Source organism: Nocardiopsis dassonvillei, assembly GCF_964273065.1.
Classification (GTDB): Bacteria; Actinomycetota; Actinomycetes; order Streptosporangiales; family Streptosporangiaceae; genus Nocardiopsis; species Nocardiopsis dassonvillei_B.
Genome location: NZ_OZ186815.1, coordinates 2,719,909 through 2,738,981, shown reverse-complemented (window position 1 = coordinate 2,738,981; position 19,073 = coordinate 2,719,909). Strand labels below are relative to the sequence as shown.

Sequence of the window (19,073 nt, the reverse complement as noted above, 5' to 3'; positions counted from 1 at the left end):
GGGCCCGCGGGCCCCGGGGGAGCGCGGTCAGCGCAGCGCGTCGAGCATCCGGCCCAGGAACTCCTCGCCGGCCACGGCCGTGATCACCCGCACGGGGCGCCGCCCGTCCCCGCCGGGGCGCAGCCGCAGGTCCGCCACGGTCATCCCGCGGGTCAGCGAGCCGGCCAGCTCCACCCGCACCGGCGCCTCGACGGCCTCCGTCACCAGGTGCGGGTCCACGAGCACCGCCGCCGCCAGCGGATCGTGCATCGCGCACTGGCGCACCCCGAAGATGCCCTTGTAGAAGTCGGCGTAGAAGTCCAGGAACTCCGAGGTGCGCGCGGCCCGCACTCCCGGCACCTCCTTGAGAGCCTGGAGCCACTCCCCGGTGGCCACCGTCTCCATGGTGATGTCCAGCGCCACCAGGTCCAGGTCGAACCCGGCGCCGAACACGGCCTCGGCCGCCTCAGGGTCGTTGTTGATGTTGGCCTCGGCGTGCGAGGACACGTTGCCCGGGGCGCGCACAGCACCGCCCATCACCACGAGCCTGCGCACCAGCTCCGGCAGCCGCGGCTCCAGGCCCAGCGCGACCGCCAGGTTCGTCAGCGGGCCCACCGCCAGCACGTCCAGCTCACCGGGGAACTCCCGGGCCAGCCGCACCAGCAGTTCCGCGGCGCTCTCCGCCACCGGCGACCCGGACGGCTCGGGCAGCTCCACCCCGCCCAGGCCGTTGTCGCCGTGGACGTGCGGGGCCAGTCGCGGCTCCTGCACCAGCGGCCGGGACGCGCCCACCGCCACCGGTACATCCGGCCGCCCGTACAGCTCCAGCAGGCGCAGGGCGTTGTCCGCCGTCACCTCCACCCCGCCGTTGCCGAACACCGCGCCGACACCGACGATCTCCACCTCCGGCCGCGCCGCCAGATAGGCGAGCGCGACCGCGTCGTCGATCCCCGGATCACAGTCGACGAACACGCGCATGACGAACCCCCGAACACGAGCAACGGCCCCCGCCCAGGCGGAGGCCCCGATCAGAGGAACAGCCTAAACGGGACGAACATCCGATCGGGTACGAACGGCCTCACCCGGCAGGGCCTGTCGCCGACCGGCCGTAACCTGGAGACCGTGTCCTCCCAAGAGCAGCTTCTCGAAGGTCTGAACGGTCCGCAGCGCGAGGCGGTCATCCACGGCGGCGGCCCGCTCCTCATCGTCGCGGGCGCCGGTTCGGGCAAGACCCGGGTCCTCACCCACCGCATCGCGCACCTCATGGCGGCCCGGGGGGTGCGCCCGGGGGAGATCCTCGCGATCACGTTCACCAACAAGGCCGCCGCCGAGATGCGCGAACGCATCCAGGCGCTGCTCGGCGCGCGCGCCGCCGCCAGCATGTGGACCATGACGTTCCACTCGGCGTGCGTGCGCATCCTGCGCCGGGAGGCCCACCGCCTCGGCTACCCGAGCGGGTTCACCATCTACGACTCCGCCGACTCCGCGCGGCTCATGCAGCTGGTCTGCAAGGAGATGGACCTGGACCCCAAGCGGTTCCCGCCCAAGTCGTTCTCCGCCCAGGTCTCCAACCTCAAGAACGAGCTCGTCGACTACGACACGTTCGCCGAGCAGGCCCAGACCGAGCAGGAGAAGAAGCTCGCCGAGGCCTACCGGCTGTACCAGCGCCGCCTGCACGAGGCCGGCGCCATGGACTTCGACGACCTGATCATGGTCACCGTCAACCTGCTCCAGATGTTCCCCGACGTCGCCGAGTACTACCGGCGCCGCTTCCGGCACGTCATGGTCGACGAGTACCAGGACACCAACCACGCCCAGTACGTGTTCATCCGCGAACTCGTCGGCGTGGACGGCGAGTCGGCCGTCCCGCCCTCGGAGCTGTGCGTGGTCGGCGACGCCGACCAGTCCATCTACGCGTTCCGCGGCGCCACCATCCGCAACATCCTGGAGTTCGAGCGCGACTTCCCCGACGCGCGCACGATCCTGCTGGAGCAGAACTACCGCTCCACCCAGACGATCCTGTCGGCCGCCAACGCCGTCATCGAGCGCAACGAGGGCAGGCCCGCCAAGAACCTGTGGTCGGAGCAGGGCGAGGGGACGCCCATCGTCGGCTACGTCGCCGACAACGAGCACGACGAGGCCGCGTTCGTCGTCGGGGAGATCGACAAGCTCACCGACGACGGGTCGATCACCCCGAGCCAGGTCGCGGTGTTCTACCGCACCAACGCCCAGTCCCGGGTGTTCGAGGACGTGTTCATCCGGATGGGCCTGCCGTACAAGATCGTCGGCGGGGTGCGGTTCTACGAGCGCAAGGAGATCCGCGACGTCCTCGCCTACCTGCGGGTGCTCGCCAACCCGGAGGACACCGTCAGCCTGCGCCGCATCCTCAACGTGCCCAAGCGCGGCATCGGCGCCCGGGCGGAGGAGTCCGTGGAGCTGTTCGCGGCCCGTGAGCGCATCACGTTCGCCCAGGCGCTGCGCCGGGTCGACGAGGTCCCGGCGATGGCGACCCGCTCGGTGAACGCGGTCCGCAACTTCACCGCCCTGCTCGACGAGCTGGCCGCGCAGGTCCCGATCGCGAGCCCGTCGCAGCTGGTGGAGGCCGTCCTCGCCAAGACCGGGTACCTGTCCGAGCTCACCGAGTCCAAGGACATCCAGGACGAGAGCCGGGTGGAGAACCTGGAGGAGTTCGTGGACGTGGCCCGGGAGTTCGAGAACACCTTCACCGCGCTGCTCGAGGACGAGGCCGCCCTGGAGGACGGGGAACCGGGGCCGGTGGAGGACGGGGAACCGGGGCCGGTGGAGGACGCGGAGCCGACCCTGGTGGACTTCCTGGAGCGGATCTCCCTGGTGGCCGACACCGACCAGCTCCCGGACGCCGACGACGAGGGCGGGGTGGTCACGCTGATGACGCTGCACTCGGCCAAGGGCCTGGAGTTCCCGGTGGTGTTCCTGACGGGTCTGGAGGACGGGGTGTTCCCGCACATGCGGACCCTGGGCGACAAGACCCAGCTGGAGGAGGAGCGGAGGCTTGCGTACGTGGGCCTGACCCGCGCCGAACGACTCCTCTACGTGAGCCGCGCCGCGGTGCGCAGTGCGTGGGGGAGCCCGTCGTACAACCCGCCCTCCCGCTTCCTGGACGAGATCCCGGCCTCCCTGGTCGACTGGCGCCGGGGGGAGTCCCCGGTCCTGAGCTCCCCGCCCACCCTGCGCCGCGGGCCGGCGGGCGGAGGCCGCTCCCCGAGCGGTTTCGGGGGCGAGGGCTTCGGCGGCACCTTCGGCCGGAGCCGGCCCAAGGCGGAGGCGCCGACCCTGAGCGTGGGGGACCTGGTCAACCACGACAAGTTCGGGATGGGCCGGGTCCAGCTCGTCGAGGGCACGGGCGACCGCACCAAGGCGCGCATCGACTTCGGCGCGGACATCGGCGAGAAGGACCTCATGGTCAAGTACGCACCGATCGAGAAGCTCTGACGGAGCTCCGCGGGAGCTTCGAACAACGCGCTCCGGAGGCCCACAGCGAGTGTTCTGTGGGCCTTCGTCGTTTTTGTCCATCGGCTGTAAGACACGACACGGGCAAGGATCGGCAAACGCGTCACAAGCACTCCGCGACGGGGGTAGTGTTGTCCAAGACCGAGCGAGACGGACGCCGATCCCCAGGGATCCGGGCGGACGGGCCGGTCGACCTCCCTTCCGAAGTGAGCGGTTCGAAGCACTGCTTCGACCATGTAAACTCGGTCGGGTCGCCTCGAAAGGGGCACACACCTTCACGAGAAATCAGAAGGTTCCGGAAAACGCCGGTTTGGCGGGACACGGAAACACTGATAAAGTGAGGGCACAACAAAGCGGAAACGCAGACGCCTTCCACGGAAGAGCGGCCGGGAACAGAAACACGTACCCGGGGCTTGTACGGGAAGAGCGGTTGCTTCTTGAGAACTCAACAGCGCGTGTTCGATTTTTACAGCCAAGTTTGTTTTGGCCCCGTCACACGACGATCAGTGAGATCGGAGTGTGCGAGGTTCCTTTGATTGGACCAGAAGGACATAGAGCCAGACGGTTCGGTCAGGATTTTCTTCTAGGTTTCCGCACCCCTTTCGGGGTGGCGGTGCAAGACCTTTATGGAGAGTTTGATCCTGGCTCAGGACGAACGCTGGCGGCGTGCTTAACACATGCAAGTCGAGCGGTAAGGCCCTTCGGGGTACACGAGCGGCGAACGGGTGAGTAACACGTGAGCAACCTGCCCCTGACTCCGGGATAAGCGGTGGAAACGCCGTCTAATACCGGATACGACCCTCCTCCGCATGGTCGAGGGTGGAAAGTTTTTCGGTCGGGGATGGGCTCGCGGCCTATCAGCTTGTTGGTGGGGTAACGGCCTACCAAGGCGATTACGGGTAGCCGGCCTGAGAGGGCGACCGGCCACACTGGGACTGAGACACGGCCCAGACTCCTGCGGGAGGCAGCAGTGGGGAATATTGCGCAATGGGCGAAAGCCTGACGCAGCGACGCCGCGTGGGGGATGACGGCCTTCGGGTTGTAAACCTCTTTTACCACTCACGCAGGCTCCGCGTTCTCGCGGGGTTGACGGTAGGTGGGGAATAAGGACCGGCTAACTACGTGCCAGCAGCCGCGGTAATACGTAGGGTCCGAGCGTTGTCCGGAATTATTGGGCGTAAAGAGCTCGTAGGCGGCGTGTCGCGTCTGCTGTGAAAGACCGGGGCTTAACCCCGGTTCTGCAGTGGATACGGGCATGCTAGAGGTAGGTAGGGGAGACTGGAATTCCTGGTGTAGCGGTGAAATGCGCAGATATCAGGAGGAACACCGGTGGCGAAGGCGGGTCTCTGGGCCTTACCTGACGCTGAGGAGCGAAAGCATGGGGAGCGAACAGGATTAGATACCCTGGTAGTCCATGCCGTAAACGTTGGGCGCTAGGTGTGGGGACTTTCCACGGTTTCCGCGCCGTAGCTAACGCATTAAGCGCCCCGCCTGGGGAGTACGGCCGCAAGGCTAAAACTCAAAGGAATTGACGGGGGCCCGCACAAGCGGCGGAGCATGTTGCTTAATTCGACGCAACGCGAAGAACCTTACCAAGGTTTGACATCACCCGTGGACCTGCAGAGATGTGGGGTCATTTAGTTGGCGGGTGACAGGTGGTGCATGGCTGTCGTCAGCTCGTGTCGTGAGATGTTGGGTTAAGTCCCGCAACGAGCGCAACCCTTGTTCCATGTTGCCAGCACGTAATGGTGGGGACTCATGGGAGACTGCCGGGGTCAACTCGGAGGAAGGTGGGGACGACGTCAAGTCATCATGCCCCTTATGTCTTGGGCTGCAAACATGCTACAATGGCCGGTACAATGGGCGTGCGATACCGTGAGGTGGAGCGAATCCCTAAAAGCCGGTCTCAGTTCGGATTGGGGTCTGCAACTCGACCCCATGAAGGTGGAGTCGCTAGTAATCGCGGATCAGCAACGCCGCGGTGAATACGTTCCCGGGCCTTGTACACACCGCCCGTCACGTCATGAAAGTCGGCAACACCCGAAACTTGTGGCCTAACCCTTCGGGGAGGGAGTGAGTGAAGGTGGGGCTGGCGATTGGGACGAAGTCGTAACAAGGTAGCCGTACCGGAAGGTGCGGCTGGATCACCTCCTTTCTAAGGAGTCTTTTCAGGCCAACACTTTTCCTATGGTTGGCCGGACTCGAAAGTGGACCTGCTGAACCCATGGTTGATCTGTGGTGTTCCGGTGGGATTGGTTGTAATGGATTGGTCGGACTTCACCTCCAAGGGTCCTAGAAGCCTTGGAGGGCGCGTTGTTGGGTGTCTGAGGAAGCAACCCTTGTGGTTGGTTCCCGCGGACCGCCTCTGAGAACTCTCAGAAGCCTGTGGGCCTGGTTCCCTTGTCTCCGCTGTGTGCGGGGGTGGGGGTTCTCGGTTGTCCGGGTGGGTGAGTGGTAGCAGGGTATGCGGTTGGTGTTTTGATTTGTGAATAGTGTGCGCGAGCATCTTGTTATCTGTAGTGGCCAAGTGATAGTGGCATACGGTGGATGCCTTGGCACCAGGCGCCGATGAAGGACGTGGGAGGCCGCGATAGGCCACGGGGAGCTGTCAACCGAGCTTTGATCCGTGGGTGTCCGAATGGGGAAACCTAGCCCGAGTTGTATCGGGTTGCCGCCGCCTGAATGTATAGGGCGGTTGGTGGTGACGCGGGGAAGTGAAACATCTCAGTACCCGTAGGAAGAGTAAACAACAGTGATTCTCCTAGTAGTGGTGAGCGAACGGGGAAGAGGCTAAACCGTGCGCGTGTGATAGACGGCAGTCGTTGCGTGTGCGGGGTTGTGGGGCGTGTCTTTTCGGGTCTGCCGGCCCGGAGCGTTGATGGTTCTTCTAGCTGAATCCGTTGGGAAGCGGTACCGGAGTGGGTGAGAGTCCCGTAGGTGAAGGAAGAATCTGAGCGTTGACGCTGTCCCCGAGTAGCGCGGAGCCCGAGGAATTCCGTGTGAATCTGGCAGGACCACCTGCTAAGCCAAAATACGTCCTGGTGACCGATAGTGCACTAGTACCGTGAGGGAAAGGTGAAAAGTGCCCCGGTGAGGGGTCGTGAAATAGTACCTGAAACCGTGTGCTGTCAAGCCGTCAGAGCTGGATCTTGTGTCTGGTGATGGCGTGCCTTTTGAAGAATGAGCCTGCGAGTCATGGTGTGTGGCGAGGTTAACCCGGGTGGGGTAGCCGTAGGGAAACCGAGTCTGAATAGGGCGTTTGAGTCGCATGCTGTGGACCCGAAGCGGAGTGATCTACCCATGTCCAGGGTGAAGCGGGGGTAAGACCTCGTGGAGGCCCGAACCCACCAGGGTTGAAAACCTGGGGGATGAGGTGTGGGTAGGGGTGAAAGGCCAATCAAACTCCGTGATAGCTGGTTCTCCCCGAAATGCATTTAGGTGCAGCGTTGCGTGTTTCTTGCCGGAGGTAGAGCTACTGTTTGGCTGATGGGCCCGACAAGGTTACTGACGTCAGACAAACTCCGAATGCCGGTTAAGTGAAGCGTGGCAGTGAGACTGCGGGGGATAAGCTTCGTAGTCGAGAGGGAAACAGCCCAGATCATCAGCTAAGGCCCCTAAGCGTGTGCTAAGTGGGAAAGGTTGTGGAGTTGCTGAGACAACCAGGAGGTTGGCTTAGAAGCAGCCATCCTTTAAAGAGTGCGTAATAGCTCACTGGTCAAGTGGTTCTGCGCCGATAATGTAGCGGGGCTTAAGCACACCGCCGAAGCTGTGGAGCCCGGTTTTTGCCGGGTTGGTAGGGGAGCGTCGTGCGTTCGGTGAAGCCGCCGAGTGATCGTGTGGTGGAGGGCGTGCGAGTGAGAATGCAGGCATGAGTAGCGAAAGCAACGTGAGAAACGTTGCCGCCGATTGACTAAGGGTTCCTGGGGCAGGTTAATCCGCCCAGGGTGAGTCTGGACCTAAGGCGAGGCCGACAGGCGTAGTCGATGGATAACGGGTTGATATTCCCGTACCCGTGCACGAGCGCCCAGTATCGAATCAGGTGATGCTAACCACGCCGGTCCTTGGTGGCCCCTTCGGGGGTTGCCTGTGGATTGGTCTGGGATCCGAGCTTGTAGTAGGTAAGTGATGGGGTGACGCAGGAGGGTAGCTCTACCCGGCGGTGGTTGTCCGGGGGTAAGCGTGTAGGCTGGGGGGTTGGTAAATCCGCCTCCCGTGAAGGCTGAGACGTGATGCGGAGCCGTTTTAGGCGAAGTGAGTGATCCCATGCTGTCGAGAAAAGCCTCTAGCGAGTTCGTGAGCGGCCAGTACCCTAAACCGACGCAGGTGGTCAGGTAGAGAATACCGAGGCGTTCGGGTGAACCATGGTTAAGGAACTCGGCAAATTGTCCCCGTAACTTTGGGAGAAGGGGAGCCCTGTCTGGTGAAGGCCTTCGCGGCTGGAGCTGGGTGGGGTCGCAGATAGCGGGGGGAAGCGACTGTTTATTAAAAACACAGGTCCGTGCGAAGTCGTAAGACGCTGTATACGGACTGACGCCTGCCCGGTGCTGGAACGTTAAGAGGACCGGTCAATGGGGGTTCGCCCCTGTGAAGCTGGGAATCTAAGCGCCAGTAAACGGCGGTGGTAACTATAACCATCCTAAGGTAGCGAAATTCCTTGTCGGGTAAGTTCCGACCTGCACGAATGGCGTAACGACTTCCCCACTGTCTCAACCATGGGCCCGGTGAAATTGCACTACGAGTAAAGATGCTCGTTTCGCGCAGCAGGACGGAAAGACCCCGGGACCTTCACTATAGCTTGACATTGGTGTTTGGGATGGTTTGTGTAGGATAGGTGGGAGCCGGTGAAGCTATCACGCTAGTGGTGGTGGAGGCGTTGGTGAAATACCACTCTGACTGTTTCGGGCATCTAACCTTGGGCCGTGATCCGGTTCGGGGACAGTGTCTGGTGGGTAGTTTAACTGGGGCGGTTGCCTCCCAAAGAGTAACGGAGGCGCCCAAAGGTTCCCTCAGCCTGGTTGGTAATCAGGTGTTGAGTGTAAGTGCACAAGGGAGCTTGACTGTGAGACGGACGTGTCGAGCAGGAGCGAAAGCTGGGACTAGTGATCCGGCACCGGCGTGTGGAAGCGGTGTCGCTCAACGGCTAAAAGGTACCCCGGGGATAACAGGCTGATCTTCCCCAAGAGTCCATATCGACGGGATGGTTTGGCACCTCGATGTCGGCTCGTCGCATCCTGGGGCTGGAGTTGGTCCCAAGGGTTGGGCTGTTCGCCCATTAAAGCGGCACGCGAGCTGGGTTTAGAACGTCGTGAGACAGTTCGGTCCCTATCCGCTGTGCGCGTTGGAGACTTGAGAAGGGCTGTCCCTAGTACGAGAGGACCGGGACGGACGAACCTCTGGTGTGCCAGTTGTCCTGCCAAGGGCATGGCTGGTTGGCTACGTTCGGGAGGGATAACCGCTGAAAGCATCTAAGCGGGAAGCTTGCTTCGAGATGAGGTCTCCTGCCTCCTTTGAGAGGGTAAGGCTCCCTATAGACGATGGGGTTGATAGGCCGGGTGTGGAAGCCTTGTGAGGGGTGGAGCTGACCGGTACTAATAGGCCGAGGGCTTGTCCGCTGCAGATAATTGGGTGCTCGCGCATACGTTTCACATAGCTGGTGGAAATGTTTCCCGGCTTCGGGGCTCTTTGTTGGGGTTTCGGGGTGTGGGTGTTGGTTTCCGTGGTGGTTATGGTGGGAGGGTCACACCCGGTTACATTCCGAACCCGGTCGTTAAGTCTCCTTGCGCTGATGGTACTGCCCTGTGGTGGGGTGGGAGAGTAGGTTGCTGCCACGGTTTTTTGTTGGGGGTTGAGGCCCGTCTCTGGTGAGGCGGGCCTCCCTTCGTTGGTGGGGGTTGTTGTGGGGGGTCGTCTTTTGGGGGCGGCCCCTCTTTTTTTGTTTTGGGTGTGGGTGGGTGGGTGTTTCTCGGTCCTGGCTTCAGGGGGTTTCCCGTCGGACTGGGGTCCTCGGCCATAGCCGGAGGGTGGGCCCGGGCCCCGAGTACAGGGGGGGAGGGAGAACCTCGGCCCGCGCCTCAGGGGGGTGGACGGACTTGGAGGTTTCCAGGAGGGTCACCATCTGGGGTGGGCGGTCTGTGGGGGCGCCCGGCAGCAAGCGTTGGTTTCCAAAAGCCCGGCCGTTTGGGAAGGTACAGACGGCGGAGCGTGGGCCCGTCCCGTCGCAGTCGGCGTGCGGCAGACCACCAGGCCTGGGCGTTCGACGGGCGTGCCGGGTGGTGGGGGCTTGCGGGGCGGGTGCGCGCGAGGCCTGCCCCGCCCGGCCACACAGGTCCACGGAGGAAGGGTCCGCCTGGAAAGGGACGGGCCTGTCCGACCTCGCTTGTAACACCAGCCCCCGCTGGGGGTGTGTCAAGTTAAGGGTGTAACTGTTTTTCTTGGTCACTGGCGTGTCGCGGTCAACCGCCCGTCGAAGGCCAGATCGAACGCGTTCAGCGCTCGCTTCCACCGGCCGGCCCACTTCACCGCACCCGCCCCGGTCGGATCCAACGCCATCAACGCCAGATACACGCACTTGAGCGCGGCCTGCTCGTTGGGGAAGTGTCCCCGGGCCTTGACCGCACGCCGGATCCGGGCGTTGATCGACTCGACCGCGTTCGTGGTGCAGATGACCCGCCGGATCTCCACATCGAAGGCCAGGAACGGCACCATCTCCGCCCACGCCTGCTCCCACAACCGCACGATCGCCGGATACCGCTCACCCCACACCGAACAGAACTCGGCGAACCGCTCCCGGGCGGCCTCCTCGGTCGCCGCGGAGTAGACCGGCCGCAGCGCGCCGGCGACCTTCTGCCGATCGGCGACCGAGGCGTAGCGGAAGCTGTTGCGCAGCAGGTGCACGATGCAGGTCTGCAGCACCGTGCGCGGCCACACGGCCTCGACCGCCTCGCCCATGCCCTTGACCCCGTCGGCCACCAGCATGAGCACATCGGCCACCCCGCGGTTGCGCAGCTCGGTGAACACGTGCGCCCAGTACTTGGCACCCTCACCGCCCTCGCCCGCCCACAGACCCAGGATGTCGCGCTCGCCCTCGGCCGTCACCCCGAGCACGACGTAGACGGGCCGGTTGGTGACCTGGCCGTCGCGGATCTTGACGTTGATGGCGTCCACGAACAGCACCGGGTAGACGGGGTCCAGGGGCCGGTTCTGCCACTCGGCCATCCGGTCCATCGCACCGTCGGTGATCGTGGAGATGGTCTGCTTGGACACGTTCGCCCCGTAGACCTCGGCCAGGTGGGCGCAGATCTCGCCGTGGGTCAGGCCGCGGGCCGAGAGTGAGAGCACGATGCCGTTGACGCCGTTCAGGCGGCGCTGGCGCTTCTTGACGATCTGCGGCTCGAAGGAGCCGTCGCGGTCGCGGGGCACGTCGAGCTCGACGGGGCCGGCCTCGGTGGTGACGGTCTTGGAGCGGGTGCCGTTACGGGCGTTGCCGCTGCCGCTGCCGTTGCCGGGCGCGGAGCGTTCGTGTTTGGCGTAGCCCAGGTGGGCGTCCATCTCCGCTTGCAGGACGTTCTCCAGGGTGGTCTTGGTCAGGCGGGACAGCAGCCCGTTCTCGCCGACCAGGTCGATGCCCTCGGCCTTGGCCTTGGCGACCAGTTCCGCGACCAGCTCTTCGTCCGACCTGCCAGTATCCTTCTTGACCTGCGCCTTGTCACTCATGGTGAACTCCTACCCCCTTGGAGTTACACCCTTATCTTTACAGTCCCCCCGCTGGGGTAACCCCAGCCATGAGCGCCCTCCGGCACCACAGGGGGGTGAACCCGAACAGACGCTCCCATCCCTGGCCCCCGGGGTGAAGGCCGCAGAGGACCTCTCCCGCTTGGGAGCGGCCGGCACCGAACACCCGCACCGGGCCTGGCTGGGCAGTCCCGGGCCGGTGGCGAGGGCCAGTGGTCCCTCCTCCCTCCACCCCCCTTGGGGTCGGGGCGGGAAGGTGCCTGTGGCTTTCACCCCCTGGGGGCGGGGTGGGAAGGTGCCTGTGGCCTTCACCCCCTGCGGCGGAGGCGCCCACAAGAGTCCAGGGCCTGTGGCCAAGGCCTCCAGTCCGACGAGAAACCCAGGAGCACCAGCCACAGCCCTCCTCCCCAACCCCTGGGCCTGTGCCGGGAAACCCGTGCCCTTCACCCCCTGCGGCGGAGGCCGAGCAACGCCCCCGGCCGGTGCTCAAGGGCTCCAGGAAACGGAACGCCCCCGGCCGCCAAGGCCCCCTGGTCCTCCCCCGCGTGGCTCCCGGGGCCGGGGAGGGAGACCCTCCCCGGCCCTCGCCCTCCTCGGGGTGCCCGAGTGGGGTCCGGGAGGTCCGGCGAGCCGGTGGAGGCGGCTAGAAGCCGTAGTTGTAGACGGAGCCGCCCGGGTACACCGTGCCGACGCCGCTGCGGTAGACGTAGCCGCCGTAGGCGGCGCCCTCGGCGAAGGTCCAGCCGCCGAGGGTCTTCCCGTGGAGGGGGACGTACCAGCCCGCGGCGTTCGGGTCGGTGTAGGCGCGCAGGCCGAAGTGGATGTGGGCGCCCGTGCTGGAGCCGCCCGCGCAGAGGCTGTTGCCCTGGGTGCCCAGGTAGTGGCCGACGCCGACGTTGTTGCCGGGCAGCCACTGGTAGTTCTCAAGGTGGTAGTAGTCCGTGGAGTACCCGTTGTCGTGGATGACGCGCGTCCACCCCGTGCAGAGGCTGTAGGCGTACCCGCCGCGGGCGGCGCGGGCCTGGCCGTTGCCGCCGGCGAAGTCCACGGAGCTGTAGGGGTGTCCGGATCCCCAGCCGTGCGGACCGCCGGTCATGATCATCGAGGTGCCGATGGCGAACGGCAGGCCCACCCCGATGTAGGCGGCGGCCGTGAACTCCTGCTCGGGGTCGGTGGCGGCGGCGACGGCCTCGCGCTGTTCGGTGTCCAGGAGGGTGGAGTCCGCGAGGATGTCGGAGAACTCGGCGCTTCCCTCCAGACCCACCTCCCAGCCGCCGGCGCCGTGGTCCGCGGCGAACAGCCAGGCCTCCGGGGCCTCCTCCGAGCCGACCGGGACGGCGATGATGGCGACTCCGAACGCGGAGTCGTCGGAGGTCTCGCGGATGTCGACCCGCACCTCGCGTTCCTGCGCGTCGAGGGTGGCGATGCCCGCGCCCTCCTCGGCGAGGACATCGGCGACGACCGCGTCGGCGAGCAGTTCCTCCGTGCCGGGCAGGTCGGCGGCGACCGCCGGTTCGACGAGGATCTCGACGTTGTCGGCGCTGGAGGGCGCCGGTGCCGCCTGGGCGGTGCCCGCGGTCGCGACGAGGGCGGCCGCGCAGGTGAGGGCGAGGGTGGACATGCCGACGAAACGGGGGGTGGGGGGCGTCAACGCTTCTCCTTGTGGGGGTGGCGAGCGGGGTTCGACGGCGGCCGGGGACGGGGTCACTGCCCCGGCCGCACCCGTGGTCCTGCCTTCGGACCTTGGCTACCGCAGAGTAACCAGACGCGCACACTCGGACAAGGGGAGGAGCGTCGCTTTCTTCGGGGTTCAGGCCCCCCGAGACTCCAGGGACAGCAGGAACCTCTTGCGCTCCAGCCCGCCCGCGTACCCCGTGAGGGTCCCGTCCGCCCCGATCACCCGGTGGCAGGGGACGATGATGCTGATGGGGTTGCGACCGTTGGCCATGCCCACGGCACGGGAGGCGGTGGGCCGCCCGAGTTCCCGGGCCAGTTCGCCGTAGCTCGCGGTCTCGCCGTACGGGATGGTGGTCAGCGCGGTCCACACGCGCCGCTGCCACTCGGTCCCCGCGGGGGCCAGGGGCAGGTCGAACCCGGTGAGCTCCCCCGCGAAGTACGCGCGCAGCTGGGCCGCGGCGTCGGCGAGCACGCCGGTGTCCTCGCGGACCCAGCCGGCGGGCACGTGGCGGGGGCTCCCGTCCTTGGCCGGGGTGAGCGCCCCGCCCAGGGCCCGGCCGTCGCCGTACAGGGTCAGCTCCCCCACCGGGGAGTCCATGGTCGTGAACCGGGTCGGGCCCGGCGCCGGTTCCCCGAAGGCGACGGCGGTGGCGCGGGCCGGGGCGGGTACCTCGATCTCGAGGGGCAGCATGTCCATGTCAGGGTCCTTCACAGAGAGGCCCACAGCAGGTGGGTGGCGTAGGAGCGCCAGGGGCTCCAGGCCTTGTCGTCGGGGGTGCCGGTGAGCGCCTTGCGCACACCCAGGTCGGTGCCCAGGAACACGTCCGGGTCGCCCAGGCCGCGCATGCGCACGTAGGCGGCGGTCCAGGGACCGATACCGCGCAGCTCCTGGAGGCGGCGCTCGGTCTCGTCGCGGTCGCAGCCCGGGCCCAGGTCGACCTCCCCGGCGGCGAGGGCGGCGGCCAGCCCGGTCAGGGTGGCGGCGCGGGTGCGGGGCAGCGGCAGGGTGTCCGGCGGGACCGCGGCCAGGGCCGCGGGGTCGGGGAACAGGTGGGTGAGGTCCCCGGTGCGCAGTGCCGGGGGGAGGGGCTCCCCGTGAGCCCGGACCAGGCGTCCCGCCAGTGTACGGGCGGCCGCCACGGAGACCTGCTGGCCCAGGACCGCGCGCACGGCCAGTTCGGCCGGGTCCGGGTGGCCCGGGGAGCGCAGCCCCGGGAAGCGGGCGGCCAGCGGGCCGAGCAGGGGGTCGCCGGAGAACGTCTCGGCCACGGCCTGCGGGTCGGCGTCCAGGTCCAGCAGGCGCCGGCAGCGGCGCACCGCGCCGGTCAGGTCGCGGGTGTCGGCCAGGCGCAGGAGGCACACCACGTGCCCGGGGCCCGGGGACAGCTCGGCGACGGCCGGGCCGTGCGGCAGCCGCAGCGTGCGCCGGTAGACGCCGTCGCGGTACTCCTCCACGCCGGGGACGGCGCGGGTGCCGAGGAAGGCCAGGACGCGGTCGAGGTCGAACGGCGGCCGGTAGGCGAGGCGCAGCGTGATCGTGTCCGAGCCCTGGCGGACGGAGCGGCCCCGCATCTCGCTGGGGGACCGGTCGAACATCGCGCGCATGGTCTCGTTGAACTGCCGGACGCTGGAGAACCCCGCCGCGAACGCGATGTCGGTCATCGGCATGTCGGTGGTCTCCACCAGCGTGCGCGCCGTGCGCGCCCGCTCGGTACGGGCCAGGGCCAGCGGCCCGGCGCCGAGTTCGCCGGTGAGCAGTCGGTTGAGCTGGCGTTCGCTGTAGCCGACCGCGGCCGCGACCGCGCCCACGCCGCCGCGGTCGACGGCGCCGTCCTGGATGAGGCGCATGGCGCGGCCCACCACGTCGGCGCGGATGTTCCACTCGGGCGAGCCCGGGGTCAGTTCGGGGCGGCAGCGCTTGCAGGCGCGAAAGCCCGCCTCCTGGGCGGCGGCCGCCGTGGGGTAGAAGTCGACGTTCTGCCTTTTGGGGGTGCGCGCCGGGCAACTGGGACGGCAGTAGACACCGGTGGTGCGCACCGCCGTGTAGAACATCCCGTCGAACCGGGAGTCCCTGCCGTGTACGGCGCGGTAGCGCTGGTCATCGTCCATCACGAGATCCATGTTCGCCGATCCGGGAGGTCCGGACCGGCGGTTTTCGGACATCGCGGTCAGGCCTCCCCGGCGTGCTCCCTGAGGTACTCGATGTACACGGGGCGCAGTGCCTCCTGGACCTTGGGGTCGTTGTCGGCGGACAGCGCCTCGTACACGAATCCGGAGAGCTGGGCGACGCTGGCCTCGCTGGCCTCCCGGTTCCCGGCGATGGCCTCGGCGGCGGGGATCAGTCCCAGGAGTTTCCAGAAGAAGCGCAGGTCCCATTTCCTGCGCGCCAGTTCGACCGCGCGTTCGCGCAGTTCCTCGGTGCCGAGCGCGTCGAGATCCTGTTCCTGTGCCATGCTCCGGACGATACCCGTCCCCGCGCCCCGCCACCGCTAGTGACCTGGGTTACTCTTCAGGGCATCGGAGTGTTCTCGCACAAGGGTCCCCACAAGGGGCCGTGAGGGGTTGGACCATGGCTGGTGCAGCACGGGTCGTCGTCGCCAAACCGGGGCTGGACGGGCATGACCGCGGAGTCAAGATCGTGGCCCGGGTGCTGCGCGACGCCGGTGTCGAGGTCATCTACACGGGACTGCGCCAGACGCCGGAGATGATCGTGGCGGCCGCACTCCAGGAGGACGCGGACGCGATCGGCCTGTCGGTGCTGTCGGGGGCGCACATGACGATGTTCACCCGGGTGCTGGAACTGCTCAAGGAGAACGGCGCGGAGGACATCCGGCTGTTCGGCGGCGGGATCATCCCGGACGAGGACATCGCCGAGCTGGAGCGCCTGGGGGTCGCGAAGATCTTCACGCCGGGTGCGCCCACGGCGGAGATCGCGGAGTGGGTGAAGGAGAACGTGCGTCCCGCGCACGCCGTCCGAACCGTGACGTGACGTTCGTCGCACGCCCGTTAAGTGCGGATGTGCGGTTTCCGTCGCGTTGGCAGTGTTATACGGCGTGGCGCTGGTCACAGATTTTCCCACGGGGAACTCCCCAGGGCCGCCTGCGCGGCGGTCATCGGGGCGGGCGGCGCGGCCAACGCGCCCCCGGTGTCCGGCGTCCGGATTTCAGGCGACTAAGCTTTGCGCATGTCGCGGGTGGCTAAAGACGCCGCGGCGATCTCGATCTCTGAAGACGGCTCGGCCCCAGCGGGGCACCCGCGTCGTGTGACACGTGACAGCGGTCACGAGCCGGATCCGGACCAGGCCACCCCGGTAGACATCCTGAGCCAGCGAGTTACAAGGACGGACCCTCGTGGACCTGTTCGAATACCAGGCGAAGCAACTCTTCGCAGAGTACGGGGTTCCCGTACCCCAGGGGAAGGTGGCGAGCACGGCCGCCGAGGCGCGTGCGATCGCCGATGAGTTCGCCGCCGCGGGCAAGCCCCGCGTCGTCGTCAAGGCCCAGGTCAAGACCGGTGGCCGCGGCAAGGCCGGCGGTGTGAAGGTCGCCGAGGGCCCGGAGGACGCCCAGGCCAAGGCCGAGCAGATCCTCGGCATGGACATCAAGGGCCACACGGTCCACCGTGTCCTGGTCGAGGAGGCGTCCGACATCGCGGAGGAGTACTACTTCTCCTTCCTGCTGGACCGGGCCAACCGCAACTTCCTCTCGATCTGCTCCGCCGAGGGCGGCATGGAGATCGAGGAGGTCGCCGAGACCAACCCCGACGCCGTCGCCAAGATCGCGATCGACCCGCTGACCGGCGCCACCGAGGCCGTCGCCGCGGAGATCGCCAAGGCCGGCCGCCTCCCCGAGGCCGCCGCCGCGGGTGCCGCGGAGATCATCGCCAAGCTGTGGAACGCCTTCGTCGGCAAGGACGCCACGCTCGTCGAGGTCAACCCGCTCATCCTCACCAAGGACGGCCGCGTCGTCGCCCTGGACGGCAAGGTCACCCTGGACGAGAACGCCGAGTTCCGCCAGGACCTGGAGAGCCTCGCCGTTCCCGAGGAGGGTGACCCGCTGGAGGTCGCCGCCAAGGAGAAGGGCCTCAACTACGTCAAGCTCGACGGTGAGGTCGGCATCATCGGCAACGGCGCGGGCCTGGTCATGTCCACCCTGGACGTGGTCGCCTACGCCGGCGAGGAGCACGGCGGCGTCAAGCCCGCCAACTTCCTCGACATCGGCGGCGGCGCCTCGGCCGAGGTCATGGCCAACGGCCTGGAGATCATCCTGGGCGACCCCTCGGTCAAGAGCGTGTTCGTCAACGTCTTCGGCGGCATCACCGCCTGCGACGCCGTGGCCAACGGCATCGTCCAGGCCCTGGAACTGCTCGAGGGCCGCGGCGAGGACGTCTCCAAGCCGCTCGTCGTCCGCCTGGACGGCAACAACGCCGAGCTGGGCCGGCGGATCCTCACCGATCGCGCCCACCCGGCCGTGCGACAGGTCGACACGATGGACGGCGCCGCCGCGCAGGCCGCCGAGCTCGCGGCGAAGTAGAGGGAGCAACACGAACCATGGCCATCTTCCTCACCAAGGACAGCAAGGTCCTCGTCCAGGGCATGACCGGCTCGGAGGGCACCAAGCACACCCGCCGCATGCTCGCCTCGGGCACCAACATCGTGGGCGGCGTCAACCCGCGCAAGGCCGGCCAGACGGTCGACTTCGACGGCACCGGGGTGCCGGTGTTCGGCTCGGTGGCCGAGGGCATCGACAAGACCGGCGCCGACGTCACCGTCATCTTCGTGCCGCCCCGGTTCACCAAGGACGCGGTGATCGAGGCCATCGACGCCTCGATCGGCCTGGCCGTGGTGATCACCGAGGGCGTGCCGGTGCACGACACCGCCGCGTTCTGGTCCTACGCCCAGAGCAAGGGCAACGCGACCCGGATCATCGGCCCGAACTGCCCGGGCCTGATCACGCCGGGCCAGTCCAACGCGGGCATCATCCCGGCCACGATCACCAAGCCGGGCCGGATCGGGCTGGTGTCCAAGTCCGGGACGCTGACCTACCAGATGATGTACGAGCTGGCCGACATCGGGTTCTCCTCGGCGGTGGGCATCGGCGGGGACCCGATCATCGGGACCACGCACATCGACGCGCTGGCGGCGTTCGAGGCCGACCCCGACACCGACGTGATCGTGATGATCGGTGAGATCGGCGGGGACGCCGAGGAGCGGGCGGCGGCGTTCATCCGGGAGAACGTGTCCAAGCCCGTGGTGGGCTACGTGGCGGGTTTCACCGCTCCGGAGGGCAAGACCATGGGCCACGCGGGCGCCATCGTCTCGGGCTCCTCCGGGACGGCCGCCGCGAAGAAGGAGGCGTTGGAGGCCGCCGGCGTCAAGGTCGGCAAGACCCCCAGCGAAACCGCCAAGCTGGTCCGCGAGCTGTTCTGAGGCCCCTCGCCCGGGTTCCCCCCCGCACCGCGGGGGGTCCGCGAGGCGCAGGCGGGGTTCCGCAGGCCCGCAGGAGGGGTTCCGGGAACGAGGACGTCTCCTCGGGGGCCGGAGGCCCCCCGGGGGCGCCGCGCGCGGACCGAAGCCGAGGTTCAGAAGCACAAGGCCGCCACGGCCCCGATCCGCACCTGTGGGTGCGGGCGGGGCCGTCGCCGTGTCAGCCCCCGGTGACCTCGCCGGGACCGCTCCCGCGGCGCCGGCGGCGGGCCAGGGCGGTGATGAGGCCGGGTACCACCATCAGGCAGAAGAACCCCAGGAAGACGCTGATGGCGGTGACGTTGCCGGACACGAACGTCGGCACGCCCCACACGAAGAGCAGGAACCCGCCCCAGCCCAGGACGGACGGCAGGTTGTCGTCGTCCTTCTTCTTCTTTCTCTTCTCCACGGACCGGGCGGTCTCGGCCAGGTCCACCGGTCCCTCGCCGTTCGCGACGGGGGCGACCGCGCTCAGGGAGCGCGGGTGCAGGTGCGCAGGCAGGTCCTCGAAGAGCGGGGCCAGATCCTTGCCGGTGACGGCGTGCAGGGCGGCGCCGGAGCGCTCCTCGTGCTCCTCGACGGTGAGCCTGCCCTCCTGGAACGCGGTGCGCAGGGACTCCAGCGCCTCATCGCGTTCGCCGTCGGAGAGGCGGTACGGGGCGGGTTCCGGGCCGGTCATGATCGTCCGTTCGAGCGGGGGCGCTGGATCTCTCATCGTATGACGGGCATATCG

General features: G+C 67.2%; 11 protein-coding genes and 3 rRNA genes. 7 read left to right on the top strand and 7 right to left on the bottom strand.

Translation table 11 applies throughout. The features are described 5' to 3' along the window. Positions 1-27 precede the first annotated feature (27 nt). Positions 28-957 carry a nucleoside hydrolase gene (locus ACSUPR_RS11990; protein WP_436891301.1) on the bottom strand — a complete coding sequence of 310 codons (930 nt, stop codon included), beginning with the start codon at positions 955-957 and terminating at the stop codon, positions 28-30. Between the two features lie 144 nt (positions 958-1,101). Between ACSUPR_RS11990 and pcrA the strand changes: the two genes are divergently transcribed. From pcrA to rrf, 4 genes are all read left to right on the top strand, one after another. Further along, the gene (gene pcrA, locus ACSUPR_RS11985) at positions 1,102-3,450 is read left to right on the top strand and encodes a DNA helicase PcrA (protein ID WP_436891299.1); all 2,349 of its coding nucleotides are present in this window, start codon (positions 1,102-1,104) and stop codon (positions 3,448-3,450) included. 641 nt (positions 3,451-4,091) lie between these two features. Then, positions 4,092-5,623: ribosomal RNA gene (locus ACSUPR_RS11980) — 16S ribosomal RNA — on the top strand. Between the two features lie 365 nt (positions 5,624-5,988). Continuing rightward, positions 5,989-9,081, top strand: a 23S ribosomal RNA gene (locus ACSUPR_RS11975). A gap of 102 nt (positions 9,082-9,183) precedes the next feature. Continuing rightward, positions 9,184-9,299 (top strand): 5S ribosomal RNA (gene rrf / locus ACSUPR_RS11970). Together the 16S, 23S and 5S rRNA genes form the textbook arrangement of a ribosomal RNA operon. 604 nt (positions 9,300-9,903) lie before the next feature. On the opposite strand, the gene ACSUPR_RS11965 is transcribed toward rrf, so the two are convergent. From ACSUPR_RS11965 to ACSUPR_RS11945, 5 genes are all read right to left on the bottom strand, one after another. Continuing rightward, entirely contained in the window at positions 9,904-11,181 is a 1,278-nt protein-coding gene (locus ACSUPR_RS11965) for an IS256 family transposase (RefSeq protein WP_436885469.1), read from the bottom strand. A gap of 661 nt (positions 11,182-11,842) precedes the next feature. Continuing rightward, positions 11,843-12,820 carry a M23 family metallopeptidase gene (locus tag ACSUPR_RS11960; protein WP_436891980.1) on the bottom strand — a complete coding sequence of 326 codons (978 nt, stop codon included), beginning with the start codon at positions 12,818-12,820 and terminating at the stop codon, positions 11,843-11,845. Positions 12,821-13,009: 189 nt separating this feature from the next. Next, a complete protein-coding gene (locus tag ACSUPR_RS11955) occupies positions 13,010-13,573 on the bottom strand; it encodes a methylated-DNA--[protein]-cysteine S-methyltransferase (protein WP_436891297.1) in 564 nt (187 codons plus the stop codon). An 11-nt stretch (positions 13,574-13,584) separates the two neighbouring features. Beyond that, positions 13,585-14,985: an AlkA N-terminal domain-containing protein gene (locus ACSUPR_RS11950; RefSeq protein WP_436891295.1), complete on the bottom strand. Its 1,401-nt coding sequence runs from the start codon at positions 14,983-14,985 to the stop codon at positions 13,585-13,587. 59 nt (positions 14,986-15,044) lie between these two features. Then, positions 15,045-15,329: a hypothetical protein gene (locus tag ACSUPR_RS11945; protein ID WP_436891294.1), complete on the bottom strand. Its 285-nt coding sequence runs from the start codon at positions 15,327-15,329 to the stop codon at positions 15,045-15,047. 116 nt (positions 15,330-15,445) lie between these two features. On the opposite strand from ACSUPR_RS11945, the gene ACSUPR_RS11940 reads away from it, so the two are divergent. The 3 genes from ACSUPR_RS11940 (at position 15,446) to sucD (ending at position 18,304) form a co-directional block, all read left to right on the top strand. Next, positions 15,446-15,865, top strand: coding sequence for a cobalamin B12-binding domain-containing protein (locus tag ACSUPR_RS11940; protein ID WP_436891292.1), 420 nt, complete (start codon positions 15,446-15,448; stop codon positions 15,863-15,865). 361 nt (positions 15,866-16,226) lie between these two features. Beyond that, the gene (gene sucC / locus ACSUPR_RS11935; RefSeq protein ID WP_436891290.1) at positions 16,227-17,408 is read left to right on the top strand and encodes an ADP-forming succinate--CoA ligase subunit beta; all 1,182 of its coding nucleotides are present in this window, start codon (positions 16,227-16,229) and stop codon (positions 17,406-17,408) included. A 17-nt stretch (positions 17,409-17,425) separates the two neighbouring features. Further along, positions 17,426-18,304 (top strand): succinate--CoA ligase subunit alpha, encoded by an 879-nt coding sequence (gene sucD, locus ACSUPR_RS11930; RefSeq protein ID WP_436891288.1) that lies wholly within the window; start codon positions 17,426-17,428, stop codon positions 18,302-18,304. Positions 18,305-18,521: 217 nt separating this feature from the next. Here sucD and ACSUPR_RS11925 read toward each other — a convergent pair whose 3' ends face one another. Continuing rightward, entirely contained in the window at positions 18,522-19,019 is a 498-nt protein-coding gene (locus tag ACSUPR_RS11925; protein WP_436891286.1) for a DUF1707 SHOCT-like domain-containing protein, read from the bottom strand. Between the last annotated feature and the right edge of the window lie 54 nt (positions 19,020-19,073).

Coding starts and splice junctions, on each gene's coding strand:
- ACSUPR_RS11950 (WP_436891295.1), bottom strand. CDS start 14,985: ATGGACGATGACCAGCGCTACCGCGCCGTACACGGCAGGGACTCCCGG.
- sucD (WP_436891288.1), top strand. CDS start 17,426: ATGGCCATCTTCCTCACCAAGGACAGCAAGGTCCTCGTCCAGGGCATG.
- ACSUPR_RS11965 (WP_436885469.1), bottom strand. CDS start 11,181: ATGAGTGACAAGGCGCAGGTCAAGAAGGATACTGGCAGGTCGGACGAA.
- ACSUPR_RS11945 (WP_436891294.1), bottom strand. CDS start 15,329: ATGGCACAGGAACAGGATCTCGACGCGCTCGGCACCGAGGAACTGCGC.
- ACSUPR_RS11955 (WP_436891297.1), bottom strand. CDS start 13,573: ATGGACATGCTGCCCCTCGAGATCGAGGTACCCGCCCCGGCCCGCGCC.
- ACSUPR_RS11990 (WP_436891301.1), bottom strand. CDS start 957: ATGCGCGTGTTCGTCGACTGTGATCCGGGGATCGACGACGCGGTCGCG.
- ACSUPR_RS11940 (WP_436891292.1), top strand. CDS start 15,446: ATGGCTGGTGCAGCACGGGTCGTCGTCGCCAAACCGGGGCTGGACGGG.
- ACSUPR_RS11925 (WP_436891286.1), bottom strand. CDS start 19,019: ATGACCGGCCCGGAACCCGCCCCGTACCGCCTCTCCGACGGCGAACGC.
- ACSUPR_RS11960 (WP_436891980.1), bottom strand. CDS start 12,820: ATGTCCACCCTCGCCCTCACCTGCGCGGCCGCCCTCGTCGCGACCGCG.